At 60.6% G+C, this 21532-nt stretch carries 24 protein-coding genes; 14 read left to right on the forward strand and 10 right to left on the reverse strand.

Features of this window, described 5'->3' with window-relative positions:
• Positions 1-20 precede the first annotated feature (20 nt).
• Positions 21-1124: a sigma-54-dependent Fis family transcriptional regulator gene (locus tag CKW16_RS26025; RefSeq protein WP_095131845.1), complete on the forward strand. Its 1104-nt coding sequence runs from the start codon at positions 21-23 to the stop codon at positions 1122-1124.
• Here CKW16_RS26025 and CKW16_RS26030 read toward each other — a convergent pair.
• A complete protein-coding gene (locus tag CKW16_RS26030; protein WP_095131847.1) occupies positions 1121-1486 on the reverse strand; it encodes an antibiotic biosynthesis monooxygenase in 366 nt (121 codons plus the stop codon). The two genes, CKW16_RS26025 and CKW16_RS26030, sit on opposite strands and share 4 nt — an antisense overlap.
• Positions 1487-1581: 95 nt before the next feature.
• Between CKW16_RS26030 and soxR the strand changes: the two genes are divergently transcribed.
• Positions 1582-2028 (forward strand): redox-sensitive transcriptional activator SoxR, encoded by a 447-nt coding sequence (soxR, locus tag CKW16_RS26035; protein WP_095131849.1) that lies wholly within the window; start codon positions 1582-1584, stop codon positions 2026-2028.
• Between the two features lie 129 nt (positions 2029-2157).
• Here soxR and CKW16_RS26040 read toward each other — a convergent pair whose 3' ends face one another.
• The 3 genes from CKW16_RS26040 to CKW16_RS26050 form a co-directional block, all read right to left on the reverse strand.
• Complete coding sequence (locus CKW16_RS26040; protein ID WP_095131851.1) at positions 2158-2928, reverse strand: MetQ/NlpA family ABC transporter substrate-binding protein; 771 nt, start codon at positions 2926-2928, stop codon at positions 2158-2160.
• A 76-nt stretch (positions 2929-3004) separates the two neighbouring features.
• The gene (locus CKW16_RS26045; RefSeq protein ID WP_095131853.1) at positions 3005-3670 is read right to left on the reverse strand and encodes a methionine ABC transporter permease; all 666 of its coding nucleotides are present in this window, start codon (positions 3668-3670) and stop codon (positions 3005-3007) included.
• 2 nt (positions 3671-3672) lie between these two features.
• Positions 3673-4887, reverse strand: coding sequence for an SfnB family sulfur acquisition oxidoreductase (locus tag CKW16_RS26050; protein WP_095131868.1), 1215 nt, complete (start codon positions 4885-4887; stop codon positions 3673-3675).
• Positions 4888-5152: 265 nt separating this feature from the next.
• Between CKW16_RS26050 and CKW16_RS26055 the strand changes: the two genes are divergently transcribed.
• The 9 genes from CKW16_RS26055 (at position 5153) to CKW16_RS26095 (ending at position 12276) form a co-directional block, all read left to right on the forward strand.
• Complete coding sequence (locus tag CKW16_RS26055) at positions 5153-5611, forward strand: VOC family protein (RefSeq protein WP_056742364.1); 459 nt, start codon at positions 5153-5155, stop codon at positions 5609-5611.
• Positions 5612-5994: 383 nt separating this feature from the next.
• Positions 5995-7194: a PepSY domain-containing protein gene (locus CKW16_RS26060; protein WP_095131870.1), complete on the forward strand. Its 1200-nt coding sequence runs from the start codon at positions 5995-5997 to the stop codon at positions 7192-7194.
• Positions 7191-7733 carry a thiamine pyrophosphate-binding protein gene (locus CKW16_RS26065; RefSeq protein ID WP_095131872.1) on the forward strand — a complete coding sequence of 181 codons (543 nt, stop codon included), beginning with the start codon at positions 7191-7193 and terminating at the stop codon, positions 7731-7733. The genes CKW16_RS26060 and CKW16_RS26065 overlap by 4 nt, the downstream gene beginning before the upstream one ends.
• Positions 7730-8059: a hypothetical protein gene (locus CKW16_RS26070; RefSeq protein WP_095131874.1), complete on the forward strand. Its 330-nt coding sequence runs from the start codon at positions 7730-7732 to the stop codon at positions 8057-8059. Before CKW16_RS26065 ends, CKW16_RS26070 begins: the two co-directional genes overlap by 4 nt.
• Positions 8056-8628 carry a DUF6162 family protein gene (locus tag CKW16_RS26075; protein ID WP_095131876.1) on the forward strand — a complete coding sequence of 191 codons (573 nt, stop codon included), beginning with the start codon at positions 8056-8058 and terminating at the stop codon, positions 8626-8628. Before CKW16_RS26070 ends, CKW16_RS26075 begins: the two co-directional genes overlap by 4 nt.
• 35 nt (positions 8629-8663) lie before the next feature.
• Positions 8664-9590 (forward strand): metal ABC transporter substrate-binding protein, encoded by a 927-nt coding sequence (locus CKW16_RS26080; RefSeq protein ID WP_095131877.1) that lies wholly within the window; start codon positions 8664-8666, stop codon positions 9588-9590.
• A gap of 101 nt (positions 9591-9691) precedes the next feature.
• On the forward strand, positions 9692-10465 hold the full coding sequence (locus CKW16_RS26085; protein ID WP_371918057.1) for a metal ABC transporter ATP-binding protein: 774 nt from the start codon (positions 9692-9694) through the stop codon (positions 10463-10465).
• Positions 10465-11364, forward strand: a complete 900-nt coding sequence (locus CKW16_RS26090; RefSeq protein ID WP_003226663.1) for a metal ABC transporter permease — start codon at positions 10465-10467, stop codon at positions 11362-11364. Before CKW16_RS26085 ends, CKW16_RS26090 begins: the two co-directional genes overlap by 1 nt.
• Entirely contained in the window at positions 11365-12276 is a 912-nt protein-coding gene (locus CKW16_RS26095; protein ID WP_095131880.1) for a metal ABC transporter solute-binding protein, Zn/Mn family, read from the forward strand.
• A gap of 167 nt (positions 12277-12443) precedes the next feature.
• On the opposite strand, the gene CKW16_RS26100 is transcribed toward CKW16_RS26095, so the two are convergent.
• From CKW16_RS26100 to CKW16_RS26120, 5 genes are all read right to left on the reverse strand, one after another.
• Positions 12444-12671 (reverse strand): MbtH family protein, encoded by a 228-nt coding sequence (locus CKW16_RS26100; protein ID WP_008152757.1) that lies wholly within the window; start codon positions 12669-12671, stop codon positions 12444-12446.
• An 81-nt stretch (positions 12672-12752) separates the two neighbouring features.
• Positions 12753-14165 (reverse strand): aspartate aminotransferase family protein, encoded by a 1413-nt coding sequence (locus CKW16_RS26105; protein WP_095131882.1) that lies wholly within the window; start codon positions 14163-14165, stop codon positions 12753-12755.
• A 77-nt stretch (positions 14166-14242) separates the two neighbouring features.
• Positions 14243-14728 carry a GNAT family N-acetyltransferase gene (locus CKW16_RS26110; RefSeq protein ID WP_095131884.1) on the reverse strand — a complete coding sequence of 162 codons (486 nt, stop codon included), beginning with the start codon at positions 14726-14728 and terminating at the stop codon, positions 14243-14245.
• A 218-nt stretch (positions 14729-14946) separates the two neighbouring features.
• Positions 14947-16272, reverse strand: a complete 1326-nt coding sequence (locus CKW16_RS26115; protein WP_095131886.1) for an ATP-binding protein — start codon at positions 16270-16272, stop codon at positions 14947-14949.
• Entirely contained in the window at positions 16269-16952 is a 684-nt protein-coding gene (locus CKW16_RS26120) for a response regulator (protein WP_046049207.1), read from the reverse strand. Before CKW16_RS26120 ends, CKW16_RS26115 begins: the two co-directional genes overlap by 4 nt.
• Positions 16953-17105: 153 nt before the next feature.
• On the opposite strand from CKW16_RS26120, the gene dsbD reads away from it, so the two are divergent.
• From dsbD to dsbG, 3 genes are read left to right on the forward strand one after another with little or no spacing between them, the layout of a single operon-like run.
• Entirely contained in the window at positions 17106-18842 is a 1737-nt protein-coding gene (dsbD, locus tag CKW16_RS26125) for a protein-disulfide reductase DsbD (RefSeq protein ID WP_095131888.1), read from the forward strand.
• Positions 18842-19708 carry a TlpA disulfide reductase family protein gene (locus CKW16_RS26130; RefSeq protein WP_095131890.1) on the forward strand — a complete coding sequence of 289 codons (867 nt, stop codon included), beginning with the start codon at positions 18842-18844 and terminating at the stop codon, positions 19706-19708. Before dsbD ends, CKW16_RS26130 begins: the two co-directional genes overlap by 1 nt.
• The gene (gene dsbG / locus CKW16_RS26135; RefSeq protein WP_095131892.1) at positions 19684-20454 is read left to right on the forward strand and encodes a thiol:disulfide interchange protein DsbG; all 771 of its coding nucleotides are present in this window, start codon (positions 19684-19686) and stop codon (positions 20452-20454) included. The genes CKW16_RS26130 and dsbG overlap by 25 nt, the downstream gene beginning before the upstream one ends.
• 148 nt (positions 20455-20602) lie before the next feature.
• Here dsbG and CKW16_RS26140 read toward each other — a convergent pair whose 3' ends face one another.
• Entirely contained in the window at positions 20603-21415 is an 813-nt protein-coding gene (locus CKW16_RS26140; RefSeq protein ID WP_095131894.1) for an alpha/beta fold hydrolase, read from the reverse strand.
• Between the last annotated feature and the right edge of the window lie 117 nt (positions 21416-21532).

A 21532-nucleotide genomic window follows, 5' to 3' on the forward strand; every position in this document is an offset into this window, starting at 1 on the left:
TCTATTCATGGAGCCTGCCCATGCAACTGCTGACCTTACCGCCCTCGCCCGCCCTGGCCACCTCGATCCGCGCCACGGCGCAGGTGTTCGAAGACCCTAAATCCCAGGCCTTGCTCGCCCACATTCAACAAGTCGCTCCGAGTGAAGCCAGCGTGCTGATCATCGGCGAAACCGGCACCGGCAAGGAGCTGGTAGCGCGGCATATCCACAACCTCAGCGCCCGGCGCAACCGGCCATTCGTGGCGGTGAACTGCGGCGCGTTCTCCGAATCCCTGGTGGAGGCCGAGTTGTTCGGCCATGAAAAAGGTGCCTTCACCGGTGCGTTGAGCGCCAAGGCCGGATGGTTCGAAGAGGCCGACGGCGGCACGTTGTTCCTCGACGAAATCGGTGATTTGCCGATGGCGATTCAGGTCAAGTTGTTGCGGGTGTTGCAGGAGCGCGAAGTGGTGCGACTGGGTTCGCGCAAGAGCATTCCCATCAATGTGCGCGTGCTGGCGGCGACCAACGTGCAATTGGAGAAAGCCATCAACGCCGGGCATTTCCGCGAGGATTTGTACTACCGCCTCGACGTGGTCAGCCTCGAATTAAGCCCGCTGCGCGACCGCCCCGGCGACATCCTGCCGCTGACCCGACATTTCGTCGAAGCCTACAGCCAGCGCCTCGGCTACGGCACCATCACCATCAGCAAAGAGGCCGAATTGAAACTGCGTGGCTACAGCTGGCCGGGCAATATCCGTGAACTGGAAAACGTCATTCACCACACCCTGCTGATCTGCCGAAACGGCGTGATCGAACGCGACGATTTGCGCCTGTCGAACATGCGCATCGAGCGTCAGGACGATTACCACAGCACCGTCGACGATTCACCGGAAGCCCTGCTCGATCGGGCCTTTCAAAAGCTCTTCGAAGAACAGGCCGGGGCGCTGCACGAGAAAGTTGAAGACGCGTTGCTGCGAGCCGCTTATCGATTCAGCCATTACAACCAGGTGCACACCGCCGCCCTGCTGGGGCTGAGCCGCAACGTAACCCGCACGCGACTGATCAAGATCGGCGAACTGGCGGTGAACAAGCGCCGGCCCACGGAAAACCTTCAAGGCGAGCGCGTCATGCAGCTGTCGATTTAACTCACCAAATTGCAGTGCAGCGCGTTGTCGTGGCTACGTTCCAGGCTGTGCAGCACCTGGAACGAGCCGAAGGTCACGGTTTTCGCCTGGTGAGCGCGGATCAGTTGCCAGAAATCCTGCTCGCCGCTTTCGAAGCTTTGAAACGCGGCCTCTCCCGCCTCGCGTGTTTGCCATTGCAGGTAGTTGAGCACTCGCCTGCCATCGTCGCTGGCCTGGATGCTGGCACTCAAAAAACCTGTGAAGTCCTGGGCCAGACGTTCGGTCTGCTTTGACAGCGCCGACACCAGTGCGGACTGTTGATGGGGTTCAATCTCGAATTCAATCAATTGGGTGAAGCTGCGATTTTTCTCTGACAGTTGCATGAAGAGTCCCCACTGACCTGTAAGCCGGATCTTGCGATCCGAAGGCTTGCAGGGTAAAACCTCGAGTTAAGTTGAGGTCAAGGGGCATTTTTTAAATGATCACCTCGGAAAATCTGCATAAAGAACTCACCGTCGGCCAAGTGGCTGCGCGCAGTGGCGTCGCGGTCACTGCACTGCACTTTTACGAATCCAAGGGTTTGATCAAAAGTAATCGCAACCAGGGCAACCAGCGGCGTTATCCCCGGGAAGTGTTGCGGCGGGTGGCGTTGATCAAAGTGGCTCAACGATTGGGGATTCCGTTGGCGGAGATTGGCGAGGCATTGAAATCGCTACCGGACAATCGGGCGCCGACGGCGGCGGACTGGAAGGTGTTGTCGGCACAGTGGAGTCGGGATCTGGATGAGCGGATCAATCAACTGACCTTGCTGCGGGACCGGCTCAATGGCTGTATTGGCTGTGGGTGTCTGTCGATGGAGGCATGTCCGTTGCGCAACTTTGGCGATGTGCTGGGGGAACGCGGGCCGGGAGCGCAGCTCCTTTAATGATCGTTCCCACGCTCTGCGTGGGAATGCCTCAACGGACGCTCTGCGTTCGGCTTTGGAAGGGACGCAGAGCGTCCCGGGCTGCATTCCCACGCAGAGCGTGGGAACGATCAGTGACGATCGGCGTGGTCAAAACCCCGGAGCAATCTGTCCTTTGTAGCGGGTCAAAATGAACTGCCGAACCTCATCCGAATTCAGCGCCTTGGCCAGTTTCTGCAAGCCTGGATCATTGATGTTGTCCGGCCGCGCGACCAGAAACTCGATGTACAAACTCTTGCCCTTCTCGACGATCAGCGCGCTGTTGGTATCAATCCCCGCTTCCAGTGCGTAGTTGGCGAAGACAAACGCCAGGTCCACCTGACTCACCGACCGCGCCAGCAATGCACCTTCCAGTTCACGGATTTTCAGGTGCTTGGGGTTTTCGATGATGTCGCGTTGAGTGGCCAGGGTGTTGCTCGGGTCCTTGAGCTTGATCAGACCTGCTTCGTGTAGCAGAACCAGCGCACGGCCAGTGTTCACCGGGTCATTGGGAATCGACACCGTGGCGCCATCCTTCAGCTCAGCGATGTTTTTGATCCTGGTCGAGTAAGCGCCAAACGGTTCGATGTGCACGCCGACCACCGGCACCAGATCGGTATGGCGGGTTTTGTTGAAGTCATCGAGAAATGGCCGGTACTGGTAATAGTTGGCGTCGAGGTTCTTCAGGGCCAATTGCTGGTTGGGCTGGATAAAGTCAGTGAAGACTTTGATGTCCAGGTCCACGCCTTCCTTGGCCAGGGTTGGTTTGACGAACTCGAGGATCTCCGCGTGCGGTACCGGGGTGGCGCCGACGATGAGTTTTTCGTTGGCGTGAACGTTGAACGACAGGACGGCAGCCAGAATGGCCAGGGTCTTTTTCATGGTGTGCTCCTAGGCAGATTGAGTGGCCGTCGTGGGGCGGACGTTGGGCCGATTTTTAATGATTGATTCGAACTATTTATCGTCGGCTGTAGCGCGCAACCAATCGGTCGCCAGTCATTTGCAGGGCCTGGACCAGGATCAGCAGAAGCACCACGGTGACCACCATCACGTCGGTCTGAAAACGCTGATAGCCGTAGCGGATCGCCAGGTCGCCAAGACCGCCACCACCAATCACCCCGGCCATCGCCGTGTAATCCACCAGCACAATCGCGGTCACCGTGACCGCCGCCAGCAACCCTCCCCGCGCTTCGGGCAACAAGGTGTGTCGGATGATCTGCCACGTGTTGGCGCCCATGGCCTGAGTCGCTTCCACTACCCCGCGATCGACTTCACGCAAGGCGGTTTCCACCAGCCGCGCGAAGAACGGCGTGCAACCGACCACCAGCGGCGGGATCGTCCCGGGCACGCCAAGTGAAGTGCCCACCAACAACGTGGTCAGGGGAATCAGCACGATCAGCAAAATGATGAACGGCAGCGAACGCAGCATGTTCACGATCACCGACAGCACCCGATAAACACCGACCGCTTCATGCAATTGGCGCTTGCCGGTGAGGAACAGCACCACGCCCAGCGGCAGGCCCAGCAGCACGGTAAAACCGAGGGCGGCAACGAGCATGCTCAGGGTGTCGAGGCAGGCCTGGGCAATGTCGGCCCAATAGATGTTTTTCAACCACTCGGCCATGGTCAGGACCAGTCGTGGCGCGGTGGTTTGACGCCATTGAGCAGCCAGTTGCCGACCACGTGGTACTTCCAGCGCACTGGATCATGCAGGGTGTGGACCCGGGCGTTGCGCCAGTGGCGGTCGAAGTTGTGTTTCCTCAGGGTCGAGCGGGTGCCGCCAAGTTCGAAGAGCTTGTTGCTGGCTTCGATGGCGATTTCGGTGGTCAGCACTTTGGCCTTGGCGACGGCCAGTGAGGCTTGCGCGACGTAGTCTTCATCAGGTGCCGAACGTGCGGCATCCAGCGCCCAACCGGCGCGTTCCAGCAAGGCTTCGGCCGCTTCCAGACGAATCTCCAGGCCGCCGACCTGAATGATGGTCAGCGGATCTTCACTGGCCTTTTCCACTCCGGCGTCGATCCACGGTCGAGCGAACTGCTGGACGAATGTGACGGTGTCGCGCAGGGCCGCGCGGGCGATGCCGGCATCGATGGCGGCGGTGGTCAATTGCGCGAACGGTCCCGCCAGGGTGGGGGTTTCATAAGAGCGATACGTCGGGAACAGATTGAACGCCGAGACGTGCAGGTCCTCAGCCAGCACCGTGCCGCTGGAGGTGGTGCGCTGACCGATGCTGTCCCAGTCGTCGACGATTACCAACCCTTTGGTGCCACGCTCGACAAAGGCCAACTGGCCCTTCTGCTCTTCATCCAGCGCCAGCACCGCCAGCCAGTGAGCGTAGAGCGAACCGGTGCAATAACCCTTGCGACCGTTAATCACATGGCCTTCGTCGCAACGACGGAGGGTCGCCTGAATATCCTGCACGTTCTTGCCGCCGGTTTCCGACAAGGCATTGGCAAAGCGGTGACCTTGCAGCGCCAGCCCGAAGAAGTGCGCTTGCTGCTCAGGCGTGCCTTGCAGGCGAATGTCTTCCAGCAGGCAATAGTGGTTTTGCGGGATTTGCCCAAGGGACGGATCGGCTGCCGAGATGATCGCGATGACCTGCGCCAGCACCGCATAGGACACCTGCGCGCCGCCGAACTCTTTCGGCACGCTGATGCCCCACAAACCACTGTTGGAATACAGATCGACGATCTCGGCGGGCACTTGGCGGGTGCGGTCGCGCTCGGCGTCTTGTTCCAGCAACACCGCGGCAATACGTTCGGCGACGCGCAAGGCTTCGGCTTCGTTGGCGATCCGATGGGCGGCCGGTGGGTTGATCGGATAAACGGCAGATTCAGGCATACAAGTCTCTCGGTACCAATGTTTACCAGAGGGCATTGCAGCTTCTGTGCCTGACCGACCGAGCCAATGTTTTCAGGGAGTTCAGCGGTATTTTCGCGATCTCAAGATAACGAGCAAGAGCAATCTGCTGCTTCGCTGTTGATGGCTGAACAGTGCTGCTGCTCGTCGGACACTCGGTTGCAGAAAAGAGGCTGACCTATAGTTATTCGGCCGGAAAACGGCACAGGATCTTTCTCGACTGACAACAAAAACAGGGAGAACAGCCATGAGCGTCAAACCCATTCCAGAGGGTTATCACAGCATCACCCCGTATCTGGGCATTCAAAAAGCGGCCGAAGCCATCGAGTTCTACAAGAAAGCTTTTGGCGCCACCGAAGTCATGCGCCTGTCCATGCCCGATGGCGGCATCGGCCACGCCGAACTGCGCATTGGCGATTGCCCGATCATGCTTGGCACGCCGTGCGATCAGGGGCCATTGAGTAATCCGGACAAGTCGCCGTCCGTAGGGCTGCATCTGTATGTAAATGATGTGGACAAGTCTTATAAACAGGCGATTGCGGCTGGCGGCACGGTGGTGTCCGAGGTCAAGGATCAGTTTTATGGCGACCGCTCGGGGACCTTGAAGGATCCCTATGGGCATCTGTGGTTTCTGGCCACGCGCAAGGAAGATCTGACTCAGGAACAGATCGAGCAGCGGGCGCAGGAGATGTTTAAACAGGGTTGACCCCTTCTGTCACTGAGAAGCCCCCATCGCGAGCAAGCTCGCTCCCACAGTTGATCTTGGGTGTTCACAAATAATGTGATCACAGAAGATCCCATGTGGGAGCGAGCTTGCTCCGGGCGGCGATCCGACGATGGCGTTGGGTCAGTCAACATCAATGTTGAATGACAGGAAGCAATCGCGAGCAAGCTTTGCTCCTACAGAACCAGCCAAACGATATCGCGAAACATTTTCTTTCATATCCCCCTTCGGGATTTTCGATGCTCATCCGTCTTATTTAGATGCAGTCGGCCCGCGTAGGCAAAAACCACGGCCCGGCCCTTCATGGACCTCATCGCTGGGAAGCCCGCAGCAGAGGCCCTCTCATCGAAACAAGACCTTTAATCATGTCGAAGAAATCCCGTTCAAAACTCTGGTTTCTGGTCCATAGCTGGCTGGCATTGCCGATCTGGTTTTTCGTACTGATCGTCTGCGTGACCGGCACCCTGGCGGTGGTCAGCCAGGAAATCGTCTGGCTGGCCAACCCGCAAATGCGCGCCAGCCAACCTTCGGACGATGCGCCGCTGCTCAGTTATGACCAGATCATCGCCGCCATCAAGAAGGCTGAGCCCAACACTCTGGTTGAGGCCATCAGCCGCCCCGATGAATCGCACTTCGCCCTCGATGTGGACGTCAGCTATCCCGACGGTCGCTCGGTGACGGTTTACGTCAATCCCTACAGCGGCGTGATTCAGGGCACGGCCCCACAATTCAATTTCAAGGCGTTTACCCGCGCACTGCATGGCTGGTGGCTAGTGCCGTTCACCAACGGTTACAGCTGGGGCTGGTACCTGGTGTCATTCCTGAGCTTGCCGCTATTAGCGTCCTTGGTCACCGGGCTGGTGGTCTACAAGCGCTTCTGGAAAGGTTTCTTGCGCCCGACGTTGCGCATTCGTCACGGTGCACGAATTTTCTGGGGCGACTTTCACCGCCTCAGCGGCATCTGGTCGATCTGGTTTATCGCGGTGATTTCCATCACCAGCACTTGGTTTCTGATCCAGGCGTTCATGTTCGATAACCAGATTTCGATTTCCACCGCGCCGGTCGCTGCGGTGGTCCCGCGTGAAAGTGTCCCGCTGACTGCCGACGGTTCACCAGCGCCGATGATCAGCCTGGAGACGGCGATCCGCGAAGCCAAGGAACGTATTCCCGGCCTGGACGACAGCTTTGTCAGTATGCCCGCCAACGCCTACAGCTACCTCTCGGTGGGCGGACGCAGTTGGTATCCGTTGATGTTCCAGACCGCCGACATCAACCCGTATACCGGCGACATCGCCGCCACCCGCCTGTTGTCGGACCGTTCCGGCCTGGAGCTGGTGACCGAATCCATGCGTCCTCTGCACACCGGGGATTTCGGCGGCATCTGGATCAAGCTGATCTGGTTCTTCTTCGGCCTGATCCTGAGCATGATGGTCCTCAGCGGCCTGTTGATCTGGACCAAGCGCACCGCCCTGGCCACGGCCAACGCCCTCAAGCGCAGCCATAAACGCCCGCGCAGTCAGACCGCTCCGGCCAACAGCCGTGAAACCACGGAGGTTAGCCAATGAGTCTGTTCATCGCTGATAAACCGGCTTCGAAACTGAGTCGCTTCTGGCACAAATGGCGCTTCCACATCAACGTTCTGCTGTTGCTGGTGCCGCTGGGTTTTATGCCCAAGTACTTCGCCGATGCTGCGCTGTTTCGCGGTGACACCGGCCTGGGTGAGCGGGAAATCGGCGAGGTTCAGGTCGGCCCCTGGAGCCTGCGCCTGGCCGAATTGCGCAACGAAGCACCGAGACTCGATGGCCCGGCCGGTTACATGAAGAACTTCAACGCTGCGCTGTGCGACAGCTGCCGCGATCAGGTCAAGGCGACGTACCTGCGCATTGGCAAACCGCGCAGCCTGCGCGCTGCCGGGGTGATTTTCTTCGGCACGCCGTACCGCATGGGCGCGATGTTGCCGATCCCCGAGAAGACCAAAGCCGACGCCGAGCTGTGGATCACCATGGAAGGCTGGGACGGCGCCATGCATCAGGCCTCCATCCCCCTGAGCCAGGCATCCCCGGCCACCCTCGCCTGGCTGAACCAACAAGGAGGCAAACCATGATCAACGCTTTACGTCCTCTGAGCGTCGTATTGCTGGTGCTCTGCACCGGTTTCAGCGCCAGCGCCCTGGCCCACAACCCGATGTGCGAATGCAAAGCCATCGACGCCGAGCAGATCAAATGCACCGGCGGTTTCTCCGACGGCAGCGGCGCGCCGGGGGTGACCCTGGACGTGATCGGCTACGACGAAACCATCCTGGTGCCGGGCAAGCTCGGTGCCGATTCGACCCTGACCTTCAAGAAGCCCGGCGCCGAATTCTACGTGCTGTTCGACGCAGGTCCCGGCCACGTCGTCGAGATTGACCAAGCGGACATCGAAGCCCCATGAGTACGCCGACTACGCAAATCGTCCGCCCGGCCGGTGCCGGCCATGAAACCCTCTATGTGCTGTTGTTGTGCCTGATGATCCTCGCGGTTGCCGGCTCGGTGGTTGCCTGGCGCGGTGAGTCTCAGGAAGTCAGCAGCGTTGGCAGCCATCAACTGGATGCCCGCCGTGACTTGAGCGCGTCCGAGCAAGGCATCTACGCCGACCTGCGGGTGACGCTCGACGAAATTCATCTGCTGCGTCAGGAGCAACAGGCGCTACCCGCCCCCGCAGCCCTCGCCGGTGAGGGTTTTGCGCCATTCGCCCAGGACGCCAGTTCCGTCAGCCGTGGCGGTCATGCCTGGCAATTGCTCGACGCCAAGGCTTACTTCGGCCAGAGCCAGACGCCCAGCGTGGCGGGTTCGTTTCTGATGCGTTTGACCGCTGACGACGATGCTCCGGACGTCTGGCTCAACCGCGGCAACGCCCTCGCGGCCCCGACCGACCTCACCGACGCTGCGCTGGAAAGCGCCGGCTGGCAGCAGATCGTCGCGCAATTCGATGCCGGCGTGACCCGCCAGCACCGGCACTGAACCCTCGCCTTCACCCGAGAGAAGACCGCTTTCCCATGCCTATTTCATCTCAACGTTCTTTCTTGCGCCTGATGTTGGTCGGTTTACTGGCTTGTCTGCTGACCCCGCTGGCCAGTGCCGACGAGGCCAAGCGCCTGCGCATCGGCATCACCCTGCACCCTTATTACAGCTACGTGGCGAACATCGTCGGTGACAAGGCCGAGGTGGTGCCGCTGATTCCGGCCGGTTTCAACCCGCATGCCTACGAACCGCGCGCCGAAGACATCAAGCGCATCAGCGGTCTGGACGTGGTCGTGCTCAACGGCGTCGGCCATGACGACTTCGCCGACCGCATGATCGCCGCCAGCGAAACCCCGAACATCCCGGTGATCGAAGCCAACGAAAACGTGCCGTTGCTGGCCGCCACCGGCGTCGCCGCTCGCGGCGCTGGCAAGGTTGTAAACCCGCACACGTTCCTGTCGATCAGCGCCTCGATTGCCCAGGTCAACAACATCGCCCGGGAACTGGGCAAGCTCGACCCGGCCAACGCCAAGACCTACACCCAGAACGCCCGCGCCTACGGCAAGCGCCTGCGGCAGATGCGCGCTGATGCCCTGGCGAAACTGATCCAGGCACCGAACGCCGAACTGCGAGTGGCCACGGTTCACGCGGCTTACGACTATTTGCTGCGCGAATTCGGCCTGGAAGTGACCGCGGTGGTCGAACCGGCGCACGGCATCGAACCGAGCCCGAGCCAGCTGAAAAAGACCATCGATCAACTGCGTGAACTGGACGTGAAAGTGATCTTCTCGGAGATGGATTTCCCGTCCACCTACGTCGAGACCATCCAGCGTGAATCCGGGGTGAAGCTGTACCCGCTGTCGCACATTTCCTATGGCGAATACACCGCCGACAAGTATGAAAAGGAAATGACCGGCAACCTCAACACCGTTGTCCGGGCGATTCAGGAGTCCGGCAAATGACTGCTAAAGAAACCATCAGCACACAAAACCCCATCCTGAAGGAATCTGAATCCCCTGTGGGAGCGAGCCTGCTCGCGAAGAGGGAGTGTCAGTCGACCTCAATGTTGACTGACCCAACGCTTTCGCGAGCAAGTCGAATCGTCGCACCGCCGCTCCCACAGGTTTCGGGGCCGACGCTGGATTTTGCGGAGGTCAGTTTGACACTAGGGCGCACGACGATCCTCGACAACGTCACTTTTCAGGTCCAGCCCGGCAGCGTGCATGCGCTGGTCGGCCCCAACGGCGGCGGCAAAAGTTCGCTGATCAAGACATTGCTTGGGCAGATGCCGCATCAGGGCCGTCTGAGTCTGCAATGGCCCGGCACACCGGGGACCATCGGCTACGTGCCTCAAGCCCTGGAATTCGATCGGGGGTTGCCGATGACCGTCGACGATTTCATGGCCGCGATGTGCCAGCGGCGCCCGGCGTTTCTCGGGTTGAGCAAGCATTACGCCGCAGCGATTGGCGAAGCCCTGGAACGGGTCGGCATGCAGGACAAACGCAAGCGGCGCATGGGCGCGTTGTCCGGCGGTGAGCGTCAGCGTGTGTTGCTGGCTCAAGGGTTGATTCCGGCGCCGCAATTGTTGGTGTTGGATGAACCGATGTCAGCTTTGGATGAGGCGGGAATTCAGGTGTTCGAACGGCTGCTTGGCGACTGGCGTCAGAGCGGCATCACCGTGCTGTGGATCGAGCATGATCTGGAAGCGGTTGGACGTCTGGCGGATCGCGTCACCGGGCTTAATCGCCGGGTGCTGTTCGATGCCACGCCGAAACAGGCACTGACCCCGGAACGCCTGCTCACCCTGTTCTCGACCCATCCACGGAGCGCTGCCTGATGAGTTACGAAGCCTTTCGTTTGATGGTCCAGGGTTGGGCCTCGTCCGGTTATCTGCCTGAGGCGCTGGCCTATGGATTTGTGGTCAACGCGTTGCTCGCCGGTTTGCTGATCGGCCCGGTGCTGGGCGGTTTGGGCACGTTGGTGGTGGTCAAGCGTTTCGCATTTTTCTCTGAAGCGGTAGGCCACGCGGCGTTGACCGGCGTGGCCATCGGAATTCTGCTGGGCGAACCGTACACAGGGCCTTACGGCAGTCTGTTCGGCTACTGCTTGTTGTTTGGCATATTGCTGAACTACCTGCGCAATCGCACGGGTCTGGCGCCGGATACCTTGATTGGCGTGTTTCTGTCGGTGTCGCTGGCGCTGGGTGCCAGTCTGCTGCTGATTCTGGCGGGCAAGATCAACGTGCATATCCTCGAAAACGTGTTGTTCGGTTCGGTGCTGACCGTCAACGGCAATGACCTGCTGGTGTTGGCCATCGTCGGTTCGCTGGTCATGGCGCTGGCCTTGCCGCTGTACAACCGCATCATGCTGGCCAGTTTCAATCCGCAACTGGCGGCGGTCCGTGGCGTGGCGGTGAAGACGCTGGATTATCTGTTTGTGATTCTGGTGACCCTGATCACCGTGGCGGCGGTGAAAGTCATCGGCGCGATTCTGGTCGGTGCCCTGCTGGTGATTCCGGCGGCGGCGGCGCGATTGCTGAGTCAGTCGCTGAAGGGCTTCTTCTGGTGTTCGGTGCTGATCGCCACGGTCAGCACGCTGTGCGGGATCCTTGCGCCGATTGTCTTCGACCTGCCTATCCCGTCCGGCGCCGCGATCATTCTGGTGGCCGGTATCGCCTTCGCTCTCGCCGCCATTGCGCGTGGCGTTGTCCCCAGCCTGAAAGGGAATCTCGGATAAATGTCTTTCTCTCTGCGTCAACTGACCCTGGCCGCAGCCCTGTGCGGGCTGGTCAACACAACTTTTGCAGCTGACAGCGCCAAACCGCTGCGCGTGCTGGCGTCGTTGCCGATCACTTATGGTCTGGGCGAAGTCTTGCTCAAAGGCACCGACGTCAACCTTGAACGTGCCGCGCCGGCGAACCTGCCCGGTAGCCGTCAGACTGCGTACTTCACAGGTCGTGGCGCTCCGGCGCTGGCCAAACTGGCGACCGACGCCGATGCAGTGATTGGTCTGCGCTCGCTGTGGGCGGATGATCCGCTTTACCCGATCTCCCGGCGTAGCAACATCCGCATCGTCGAGGTCGACGCCGCCCGTCCGGTGGACGGCGCCCTGCCCGGCATCGCCGTGCAGCCTGGCAACAAGGTTGATGGGTTGAACAGTCAGCCGTGGTTTTCCAGCAACAATATGGGGCGGATGGCGGACGTCATGGCGGCGGACCTGGTGCGCCTGGCGCCCGAGGCCAAGCCGAAGATCGAGGCCAACCTGGCTGCGCTCAAACAGCGCTTGCTCAAGTTCAGCGCCGACAGCGAAGCGCGGCTGGCCAGTGCCGACAACCTCAGCGTGATGAGCCTGAGCGATCACTTTGGCTATCTGATCGGCGGTCTCAACCTGGAGCTGATCGGCCTCGATGCGCGGCCGGATGCCGAATGGACACCCGAAGCGCTCAAGCAATTGGGTGCGACGCTCAAGGACAATGATGTGGCGGTGGTGTTGCACCACCGGCAGCCGTCGGAGGCGGTGAAAGCGGTGATTGCCGAGGCCGGGAGTCGGTTGGTGGTGTTGAGTGTGGATGCGGCGGATCCGGTGGCCGAACTGGAAGGGAATGTGGATTTGCTGATCAAGGGGTTGAGCGGTAAACCTGCCGCCTAGGAAGATCGTTCCCACGCTCTGCGTGGGAATGCAGCCCGGGACGCTCCGCGTCCCAAAGCGGACGCAGAGCGTCCATTGAGGCATTCCCACGCAGAGCGTGGGAACGATCATTAACAAAAAGCCCGCTGACCGATATCGGTTCAGCGGGCTTCTTTTTGCGCGGTGACTTAGTGAGCCACAGCCGCTTGTTCTTCCATCTTCTGGCGCAAGCTCAACGGGCGCATATCCGTCCAGGTTTCTTCGATGTAAGCCAGGCATTCCTTCTTCAAGCCGCTCTTGCCCACGGTGCGCCAGCCTGCAGGCACGGCTTTGTAGTCGGGCCAGATCGAGTACTGCTCTTCGTGGTTGACCACGACCTGAAAGAGGATGTCCTCGCGGTCGAATACTGAAGTCATGGTGTTTCTCCATCGCTGTAGGGTGGGCTGTACTGCGTGCGTAGCCGTTATGTAGAAGGAACGTGTCAGAGACTGAAAAAATTAGAGGCTGGCGGTGGCAGCAGCCATGGCCCTGCCGAAAATCTCGGCCACCTGATCGATTTCCGCCGCAGTGATCACCAGCGGCGGCAGGAAGCGCACCACGCCACCATGACGGCCGCCCAGTTCAAGGATCAAGCCGCGCTTGAGGCACTCTCGCTGCACCAGCGGCGCCAGACGACCGAAGATCGGTGGATGACCCAAGGCATCCGGCGCGCCCGTCGGATCGACCAACTCGACGCCAAGCATCAAGCCGCGACCGCGGATATCACCCAGTTGCGGGAAGTCCCGTTGCAGGATGCGCAGGTGTTCGCTCAAGCGCTCGCCCATGACGGCAGCGTGCTCGCAGACCTTGTGTTCGGTCAGGTAACGCATCACCGCAGAACCTGCGGCCATGGCCATTTGATTACCACGGAAGGTCCCGGCATGGGCACCCGGCAGCCAGGTGTCGAGCCAGTCGCGATAAACGACCACGGCCAGCGGCAAACTGCCGCCGATGGCTTTGGACATGACCACCACGTCCGGAATGATCCCGGCGTGTTCGAAGGCGAACATCTTGCCGGTGCGGGCAAAACCGCTCTGGATTTCATCGACGATCAGCGCCACGCCGGCCTTTTCAGTAATCCGCCGCAGGCCGCGCAGCCAGTCGAGATCGGCCGGGATCACCCCGCCCTCGCCCTGCACCACTTCGACGATCACCGCTGCGGGTAATTGCACGCCGGCTTCTGGATCATTCAGCAGGTTTTCCAGGTAGTTGAGATTGACCTGCACACCTTGCGCGCCGCCGAGCCCGAACGGGCAGCGGTAATCGTAGGGATATGGCATGAACTGCACGCCGTTGCTGAGCAAGGCGCCCAAGGGTTTTTTCGGCCCCAGACTGCCCATCAGGCTCAGCGCGCCTTGGCTCATGCCGTGATAACCGCCCTGGAACGACAGCACGGTGCTGCGTCCGGTGGCGGTGCGCACCAGTTTCAGCGCGGCTTCCACCGCGTCGGTGCCGGTCGGGCCGCAGAACTGGATCTTCGCTTCAGCGGCCAATGCCTGTGGCAGCAGACCGAACAGGTCCTGGACGAATTGATCCTTGACCGGGGTGGTCAGGTCGAGGGTGTGCAGCGGCAGTTCATCGGTCAGCACTTGCTGGATCGCTTCGATCACCACCGGATGGTTGTGCCCAAGAGCCAACGTCCCTGCGCCAGCCAGGCAGTCGATGAAACGGCGTCCTTCGACGTCTTCGACATAAATGCCCTTGGCACGTTTGAGGGCCAGGGGAATGCGTCGCGGATAGCTGCGGGCATTCGATTCCTGCTGGTTCTGACGGGCCAGCAGCGGCGATTCGTTGAACTGATAAAGCGTCTCGGTCGGCGCCGGAGTGATCCGGGCCGACTGATCTTCCATAAGGCTGGTAGCGACTGACATCTCTCGACCCCTCAATAAGGTTTTCCTGTTCTGGAAACGCATCAGGGCGCCGAGGATTTAGACCCTCGATCAGCTTTCTATGAAGGGGGTGGCAGCGCTTTGTGCATGGGAATCGCGTGGAGCCCGGCTACGGCGAAGGTTTCGGCGCAAGGCTGGTAACCCAGATGACGGTAAAACGCTTCACTGGTGCGGGTGCTGTTGAGTCGTGCCTGGCGCAACCCCTGATCGGTCAACCAGCCTTCGAGGTCGCGCACCAGCGCTTGCCCGGCCCCGCGACGAAACCATTCCGGTTGCACGTAACAAAACGCGACTTTACCGCTGATCGCAGCCATCGCGACGCCGACCGGTTTGTCGTGCAGCAGGGCGATGTTCAGGTACAACCGCTCGTCGGTCAGCCAGGGCTGCACGTGTTCGATGGTTTTGTTGTGGGTCCAGGTGGCGACGGTGAGCGGATCGTTGCGATGGTCGAGCGCGCAACCCACGCGAATGGAGCGCTCGACGATCCGACTGATGATGCCGGCATCGGCGGGGGTGGCCTTGCAGATTTGTATGGGGAAATCCATGGCGCTGTTACCTCAATCCATTGAGAAAAAGCTGCCGGGGACGATAGCGCCGGTGGCGGCTCGAATGCCAATGGAGAGGAGTTACATTTGATGTGCAACATAGACCCCTGTAGGAGCTGAGCTTGCTCGCGATGGCGTCCGTACAGTCAACATCGACGTTGAATGTCAGGACGCCATCGCGAGCAAGCTCAGCTCCTACAGGGGATTTGTGTTGTGGGTTAGACCGGTTGCAACGGCATGGTCAACTCAACCCGCAACCCATCCGGCCGGCTGTCAAAATGCAGGGTACAACCGCAGCGCTGGACGATTGCCTGAACAATCGCCAGACCCAGGCCGCAGCCGGTGCTCTGGCCGTTGCGCCAGAAGCGTTGGGTCAGGTGTTGCAGATCGTCTTCGGCAATCCCCGGGCCGTGGTCGCGGACCAAAAAGCGCACGTGACTACCAGTGGTTTCCAGGCTCAGCTCCACCGCTCCTTCGCCAGGGGTATGACGCAGGGCGTTGTCCAACAGGTTGCGCAACGCCGCAATCGACAAAACTGCTGGCATTTGCACCGGTGCAGCGGAGAATTTGCTCGGCATCTGCAGCTTGATCCGCTGACGATCACCGCTGGCAGCATCCTGAATCGCCAGTTTCGCCACCTGCTCGGCGCTGCATTGCACGCCGTCATCGAACGACAGACTGCCCTCGACCCGCGCCAGCAACAGCAGTTGTTCAAGGGTTCGGTGCAGGCGATCGGCGCCCTCTTCGGCCCGGGCCAGGGATTGATCCCGGGCCGCGCCGTCGGTCATGCGCGCCACTTGCAGGTGGGTCTTGATCGCCGTCAGCGGGCTGCGCAATTCATGGGCCGCGTCACCGGTCAGACGGCGTTCCCGTTCGATGGTCTTGCCGATGCGCTGGAACAGCTGATTCTGGGTGTCCAGCAACGGTTGCAGTTCGCTGGGCAACGGCTGGATCTGCAGCGGTTCCAGGGAGTCGGCGCTGCGCCGCATCAAGGCATCGCGCATGCAGTTGAGCGGCGCCAGCCCCTGGCCGATCCCCAGCCAGAGCAGGCACAGGCAACCGAGCAAGGCCACGCCCACTGGCACCGAAGCCGCCAGCAGGATCGACATGTTCAAGGCCTCACGCTCGATCTGCCGGTCGGCGGTGGTGATGCGCACGTCGCCGCGGGCCAGGGTGAAACTGCGCCACGGTGCACCGTCGATCATCTGGTCGTGGAAGCCCATTTTCTCGGCTTCCAGGGTTTGTTGCGGATCGGTGTGACTGCGGGCGAGGATTTCGCCGCGCAATGAACTGACCTGGCAGGCCATGCCGCCGGGGAGGTTCAGTTGTTCAGCGCTGAAATGGGTGCCCTCGCCCTTGCTCGGCAATGGCGGCAATTGCTCCATCAGGCCCGCGACCATGCGCGCCGACGCCACCAGCCGCTGGTCGAGGGAAAACATCATCTGATTGCGCAGGTCGCTGAGCATCCAGGCCGCAGCCAAGGCCCAGATCAGGGCAAAAGCGGCGCCGAGTGTCAGGCTCAGGCGCAAACGCAGGCTCATCACTTTTTCAATTCCTCTCCACCATCGGCCGGCCCCAGGCGATAGCCCAGGCCGCGCACCGTCTCGACAATGCCATTGCCGAGTTTGCGCCGCAGGTGATGGATGTGCACGTTGAGAGCGTTGCTTTCCAGCTCATCGTTAAAACCATAAACGCTGTCTTTCAGTTGCTCGGTCGACAGCACACGGCCCCGATTATGCAGCAAGGCCTGCAACAGCGACTGCTCACGACGGGAAAGGTCCACCGGCTGGCCGCCGAGCATGGTTTCGCGACTGCTTGGGTCGTAAGTCAGGCGACCGTGTTCGATCAGGTTGACGCTGCGCCCCGCCACTCGTCGCAACAAGGTGTGCAGGCGCGCGGCAAGTTCACGCAAATCGAACGGTTTGAGCAGGTAATCGTCGGCGCCGGCTTGCAAGCCATCGACGCGGTCGGTGACTGAATCCCGGGCGGTGAGAATCAACACCGGGATTTCCAGACCGCTGTGCCGCAACTGCTGCAGCAGCTTCAAACCGTCTTCATCGGGCAGACCGAGGTCGAGCACCATCACATCGAACTCGGCGACCTTGAGCATCGCCCGGGCAGACGATGCGGTGGCGACATGCTCTACCGTCAGGCCCTGAGCGGTGAGGCCAGCGACAATGCCGCTGGCGATCAACTCGTCGTCTTCGCAAACCAGTACGTGCATGGTGAGACCTGTTGAAAAAAGGTGATTAGGCCGGTGGCCGATTAAGCGGACATTATGCCGCAAGCGCCATTGCCACAAGACCACTGTGGTTAATCATCGGTTAATCGCCGCCTCCCATTCTGCACCTCACTTGCACAGGGATAAGGCTTACCCATGCGTCGACTGTTTTTATTTTTTGTTCTCTTGATCTCGGGTGCGGCCCAGGCAGGGACTGATCCGTTCGCGACCAAACCTGAATTTTTGCCCGTGGAAAAGGCATTCGTTTTCACTTCCGAACGCCTTGAATCGGGCGAAACACAGCTCTACTGGCAGATCACCGACGGGTATTACCTCTATCAGAAACGCCTGAAGTTCGATGGTTTGCCCGTTGAACACCATCCCGTATTACCTGAAGGCGAAGCTCACAGCGATGAGTTTTTTGGCGAACAGCAAGTTTATCGCCAAGGTCTGGAACTGAAGATTCCGGCAGGTGCGACCGGCCAGATCAAGGTTGGATTCCAAGGCTGCGCCGATGCCGGGTTGTGTTACCCGCCGCAAACTCAGGTCGTGGATCTGGGCGGCAAATCCGCTATCGCTGCGACAAACGAAGCACCGGATCAAGCCCTGGCCAGCGGCCTGCAACAACGAGCGCTGGGCTGGAGCTTGTTGGTGTTCTTCGGTCTGGGGCTGTTGCTGGCCTTCACGCCGTGCTCGCTGCCGATGCTGCCGATTCTGGCCGGTTTGATCGTCGGCAGTGGCGCCACGCCCAAGCGCGGTTTCGCCTTGGCCACTAGCTACGTCGTGAGCATGGCACTGGTGTATGCGGCGATGGGCGTGCTGGCCGCGTTGCTCGGGGCGAATCTGCAGGCGTTGTTGCAGAACCCTTGGTTGCTGGGCAGTTTCGCGGCGGTGTTTGTGTTGCTGGCGTTACCGATGTTCGGCTTCTTCGAGTTGCAACTGCCGGTGGCCCTGCGTGATCGATTGGAAAACGTCTCGCGCAATCAGCGCGGCGGCAGCCTGTTCGGCGCCGGTGTGTTGGGGGCCTTGTCCGGTTTGCTGGTGGGTCCGTGCATGACCGCCCCGCTGGCGGGCGCCTTGCTCTACATCGCTCAAAGCGGCAATGCGCTGCATGGCGGGCTGATTCTGTTCACCATGGGTATCGGCATCGGTGTGCCGCTGCTGCTGTTGGTCACCGTGGGCAATCGCTTCCTGCCCAAACCCGGCGCGTGGATGAACCTGCTTAAGGGCATATTCGGCTTCCTGTTCCTCGCCACCGCGTTGCTGATGCTGCGCCCGGTGCTGGATGAATCACTGTGGATTGGTTTGTGCGGTGCGTTGCTGCTGATTGCCGCGTACAGCGCCTGGAAGCAGTCGGAAGGTTTCAGTCGCGTCGCCCATGTGTTCGGCGCCAGCTCACTATTGCTGGGTGTGTGGGGCAGCCTGCTGCTGATCGGTGCTGCCGGCGGCAGTGATGACTTGGTGAAGCCTTTGCAGGTCTACAGCGCTGCAAACTCGAGCAGCGCCGCGAACCCGGTCGGCCACGACGCATTCACCACGATCAACGACCCGGCAGCTCTGCAACGGGAGCTCGACGCGGCACAGGCTCAGGGCCAATGGGTGCTGCTGGACTACTACGCCGACTGGTGCGTGTCGTGCAAGGTCATGGAAAAACAGGTGTTCGGCAAAGCTCGCGTACTGCAAGCCTTGAGCGATGTGCGCTTGCTACGGCTGGACGTCACCGCCGACAATGCCGCCAGCCGCGAATTGCTCGGCCGCTATAAAGTGCCGGGGCCACCGAGCCTGCTGTGGATCGGCGCCGACGGCATTGAGCGTCGCAGCCAGCGCATCACCGGCGAAGTCGATGCCGACACTTTCCTGCAACGCTGGACCACAACCCGAGACGCCCGTTAATGCTGACCTTTACCCTCGGCACTTTTGCCATCGCGCTTAATCACCTGCTGCTGATCAGTGCCCTGGCGCTAGCGACCTTCGTCGGCTGGCGGGTGGCCAAGCGCGGCGGCGAGAATCCGGAGTCGGTGCTGTTCAGCCTGTTCCTGCTGGGCATGCTGGCCGCCCGGGTCGGTTTCGTGGCTGTTTACTGGGCCCATTATCGCGATGACCCCTGGCAGATCATCGACCTGCGCGACGGCGGTTTTCTCGCCTGGCCCGGTGTGATCGTGCTGTTGCTTGCCGCGTTGTATCGAGGCTGGCGTCGCCCGGGCTTACGCCGCCCGCTGGGCTTTGGCGTGGCCAGCGGCCTGGCGTTCTGGCTGCTGGCGACCTTCTCCCTGACCCTTTACGAACAGGGCACTCGAATGCCGGAAATCACCCTGCGCAATGCCGCCGGTGAAACCGTGCAATTGGCGGACTACAAGGGCGGCCCGTTGGTGATCAATCTCTGGGCCACCTGGTGTCCGCCGTGCCGTCGGGAAATGCCGGTGCTGGAAAACGCCCAGCAACACCGCCCGGACCTGACGTTCCTGTTCGTCAATCAGGCTGAAAGCATGCAAAGCGTCAGTACTTTTCTGGAAACCCAGGGCCTGAGCCTGTCCAACGTGCTGTTCGACGGCAGTGGCCGATTGGGTCAGGCCGTCGGCTCCATGGCGTTGCCGACTACGCTGTTCTATAGCCCCGACGGTCGCCTGCTGGGCAGCCATCTGGGTGAGCTGTCGGAAGCCAGCCTGGCCCGCGCCCTGGAAAACTTCGACACCCCGAATCCTGCCGTACCGGCCACCTCTTCAAGGAAATTGCCATGCCCCGCCTCCGCCACCTGCTGACGTTGACCCTGGGCGCCGCCCTGCTGCATCTACCGTCGGTGCAGGCCGCTGAAGAATTGCCCGAAGCGATCAAGAAAATCGAAGCCAAGGGCGCGAAAATCGTCGGCCAATTCGACGCTCCCGACGGCTTGCGCGGTTATGCCGCGCAGTACCAGAACCGTGGTATGGCGCTGTACCTGACCCCGGATGGCAAGCATGTGCTGCTCGGCAATCTGTATGACGCCGACGGCAACGACCTGAGCAGCGCGCCGTTGCAGAAGCTGGTTTACGCACCGATGGCCAAGGAAGTCTGGGGCAAGATGGAAGCCAGCAACTGGATCGGCGACGGGAAGAAAGATGCACCGCGGATCGTGTACCTGTTCAGCGATCCGAACTGCCCTTATTGCAACGTGTTCTGGGAACAGGCGCGGCCATGGGTCAAGGCGGGCAAGGTGCAGCTGCGGCACATCATGGTCGGCATCATTCGCGAAGACAGTCCGGGGAAATCGGCTGCACTGCTGGCCGCCAAGGATCCGCAGAAAGCGCTGGAAGACCATGAGAAGTCAGGCAAGAACAGCTCGCTAAAAGCCCTGAAAAACGTGCCCCCGGCGATTCAGACGAAGCTGGCGGCCAACATGCAGTTGATGGAAGACCTGGAGCTGCAGGCCACCCCGGCGATTTTCTACATGGACGACAAGGGCGAGCTGCAACAACAGCAAGGCGCGCCGTCGCCGGACAAGTTGGTGCAAATTCTCGGGCCGAAATAAGTAGTTCTGCCGTCGGATTTGCAGCGACAACACTGACGCCATCACGGGCAAGCCTTGCTCCTACAGGTTCTGTGTTGTTCTCGAAAATGGGGAACGACACAGAACCTGTAGGAGCAAGGCTTGCCCGCGATGGCGTCAGCAAGAGCAACTAATTTCTCTCAACTAAAAACGCCATTAACGTCTCGGTGACAAACTGCGGATTCTCCAGATTGGAGATATGCCCCGCCTCTGGCACCAGCACAGATGGGCAACCGATCAATTCGGCCATCTCCCTTGTCTCCGATGGCGGCCGCGGTTTGTCCTGATCGCCACACATCAGCAGCGTGGTGTCAGGATTCAACTCGCCCAGACGCGGCAACAGATCATCCCGCCCAAACGTAATCCGCCCCATCGGCACGATGCTCTCGCGCAGACGCTCCGGCGGCAGTGCGGCCAGTTTGGCGCGGAAGTCCTGATACAGCGCCGACTGCGGATCGATGCCCGGACGGAAGAATATCGGCACAACGATATCGAGCAACTGCGGCGCAATCACGCCGGTGTCCTCGATCTGTTTGAACAGCGAGAAATAGTACTGGCGAGTCGGTTCCGGCTCGACGCCGACGTAGGTGTCCATCAGCACCAGACCATTGATCCGCTGCGGTGCCGACAGCGCCAGACGCACGCCCCACATGCCGCCGACCGAAAGACCGACCAGCGTGACACGGTCGATGTCCAGGTGATCGAGCAGCGCCAGTGCCTGGCGCGCTACGTCATCCAGCGACTGTGTGCATTCGGGCATCCGCCCGGATTCACCGTGGCCCCAGAGGTCCAGAGCGATCACCCGGTATTGCTGCGACAGGGCGGCGATCTGCGGCGCCCACATGGCCTGGTCCCACAGATAACTGCCGACCAGCAGAACGGCAGGGCCAGTGCCTTGATCAATGTAGTGAAGGGGTTGTCCATCAACCGTAACGAAGGGCATTGACTGTCTCCTTTGTGAATTGCGATCCACCCAAAAAAGCACAGGCAGCCTGAGCCGGTCCGAAGCGACAGTCAACGCGCAAATCTGCGCACATTTCAACGACGCCTTCGCGGGCAA

The organism is Pseudomonas sp. Irchel s3h14 (assembly GCF_900187425.1).
Taxonomy (GTDB): domain Bacteria; phylum Pseudomonadota; class Gammaproteobacteria; order Pseudomonadales; family Pseudomonadaceae; genus Aquipseudomonas.

Bases quoted from the DNA above. Each gene is read 5' to 3' on its own strand.
- CKW16_RS26090 (WP_003226663.1), top strand. From the start codon at position 10,465: ATGAGTTACGAAGCCTTTCGTTTGATGGTCCAGGGTTGGGCCTCGTCC.
- CKW16_RS26075 (WP_095131876.1), top strand. From the start codon at position 8,056: ATGAGTACGCCGACTACGCAAATCGTCCGCCCGGCCGGTGCCGGCCAT.
- CKW16_RS26100 (WP_008152757.1), bottom strand. From the start codon at position 12,671: ATGACTTCAGTATTCGACCGCGAGGACATCCTCTTTCAGGTCGTGGTC.
- CKW16_RS26025 (WP_095131845.1), top strand. From the start codon at position 21: ATGCAACTGCTGACCTTACCGCCCTCGCCCGCCCTGGCCACCTCGATC.
- CKW16_RS26060 (WP_095131870.1), top strand. From the start codon at position 5,995: ATGTCGAAGAAATCCCGTTCAAAACTCTGGTTTCTGGTCCATAGCTGG.
- CKW16_RS26085 (WP_371918057.1), top strand. From the start codon at position 9,692: ATGTTGACTGACCCAACGCTTTCGCGAGCAAGTCGAATCGTCGCACCG.
- CKW16_RS26080 (WP_095131877.1), top strand. From the start codon at position 8,664: ATGCCTATTTCATCTCAACGTTCTTTCTTGCGCCTGATGTTGGTCGGT.
- CKW16_RS26130 (WP_095131890.1), top strand. From the start codon at position 18,842: ATGCTGACCTTTACCCTCGGCACTTTTGCCATCGCGCTTAATCACCTG.
- CKW16_RS26070 (WP_095131874.1), top strand. From the start codon at position 7,730: ATGATCAACGCTTTACGTCCTCTGAGCGTCGTATTGCTGGTGCTCTGC.
- CKW16_RS26050 (WP_095131868.1), bottom strand. From the start codon at position 4,887: ATGCCTGAATCTGCCGTTTATCCGATCAACCCACCGGCCGCCCATCGG.
- CKW16_RS26045 (WP_095131853.1), bottom strand. From the start codon at position 3,670: ATGGCCGAGTGGTTGAAAAACATCTATTGGGCCGACATTGCCCAGGCC.
- soxR (WP_095131849.1), top strand. From the start codon at position 1,582: ATGATCACCTCGGAAAATCTGCATAAAGAACTCACCGTCGGCCAAGTG.
- CKW16_RS26095 (WP_095131880.1), top strand. From the start codon at position 11,365: ATGTCTTTCTCTCTGCGTCAACTGACCCTGGCCGCAGCCCTGTGCGGG.
- CKW16_RS26110 (WP_095131884.1), bottom strand. From the start codon at position 14,728: ATGGATTTCCCCATACAAATCTGCAAGGCCACCCCCGCCGATGCCGGC.
- dsbG (WP_095131892.1), top strand. From the start codon at position 19,684: ATGCCCCGCCTCCGCCACCTGCTGACGTTGACCCTGGGCGCCGCCCTG.
- CKW16_RS26030 (WP_095131847.1), bottom strand. From the start codon at position 1,486: ATGCAACTGTCAGAGAAAAATCGCAGCTTCACCCAATTGATTGAATTC.
- CKW16_RS26065 (WP_095131872.1), top strand. From the start codon at position 7,191: ATGAGTCTGTTCATCGCTGATAAACCGGCTTCGAAACTGAGTCGCTTC.
- dsbD (WP_095131888.1), top strand. From the start codon at position 17,106: ATGCGTCGACTGTTTTTATTTTTTGTTCTCTTGATCTCGGGTGCGGCC.
- CKW16_RS26055 (WP_056742364.1), top strand. From the start codon at position 5,153: ATGAGCGTCAAACCCATTCCAGAGGGTTATCACAGCATCACCCCGTAT.
- CKW16_RS26140 (WP_095131894.1), bottom strand. From the start codon at position 21,415: ATGCCCTTCGTTACGGTTGATGGACAACCCCTTCACTACATTGATCAA.
- CKW16_RS26120 (WP_046049207.1), bottom strand. From the start codon at position 16,952: ATGCACGTACTGGTTTGCGAAGACGACGAGTTGATCGCCAGCGGCATT.
- CKW16_RS26105 (WP_095131882.1), bottom strand. From the start codon at position 14,165: ATGTCAGTCGCTACCAGCCTTATGGAAGATCAGTCGGCCCGGATCACT.
- CKW16_RS26040 (WP_095131851.1), bottom strand. From the start codon at position 2,928: ATGAAAAAGACCCTGGCCATTCTGGCTGCCGTCCTGTCGTTCAACGTT.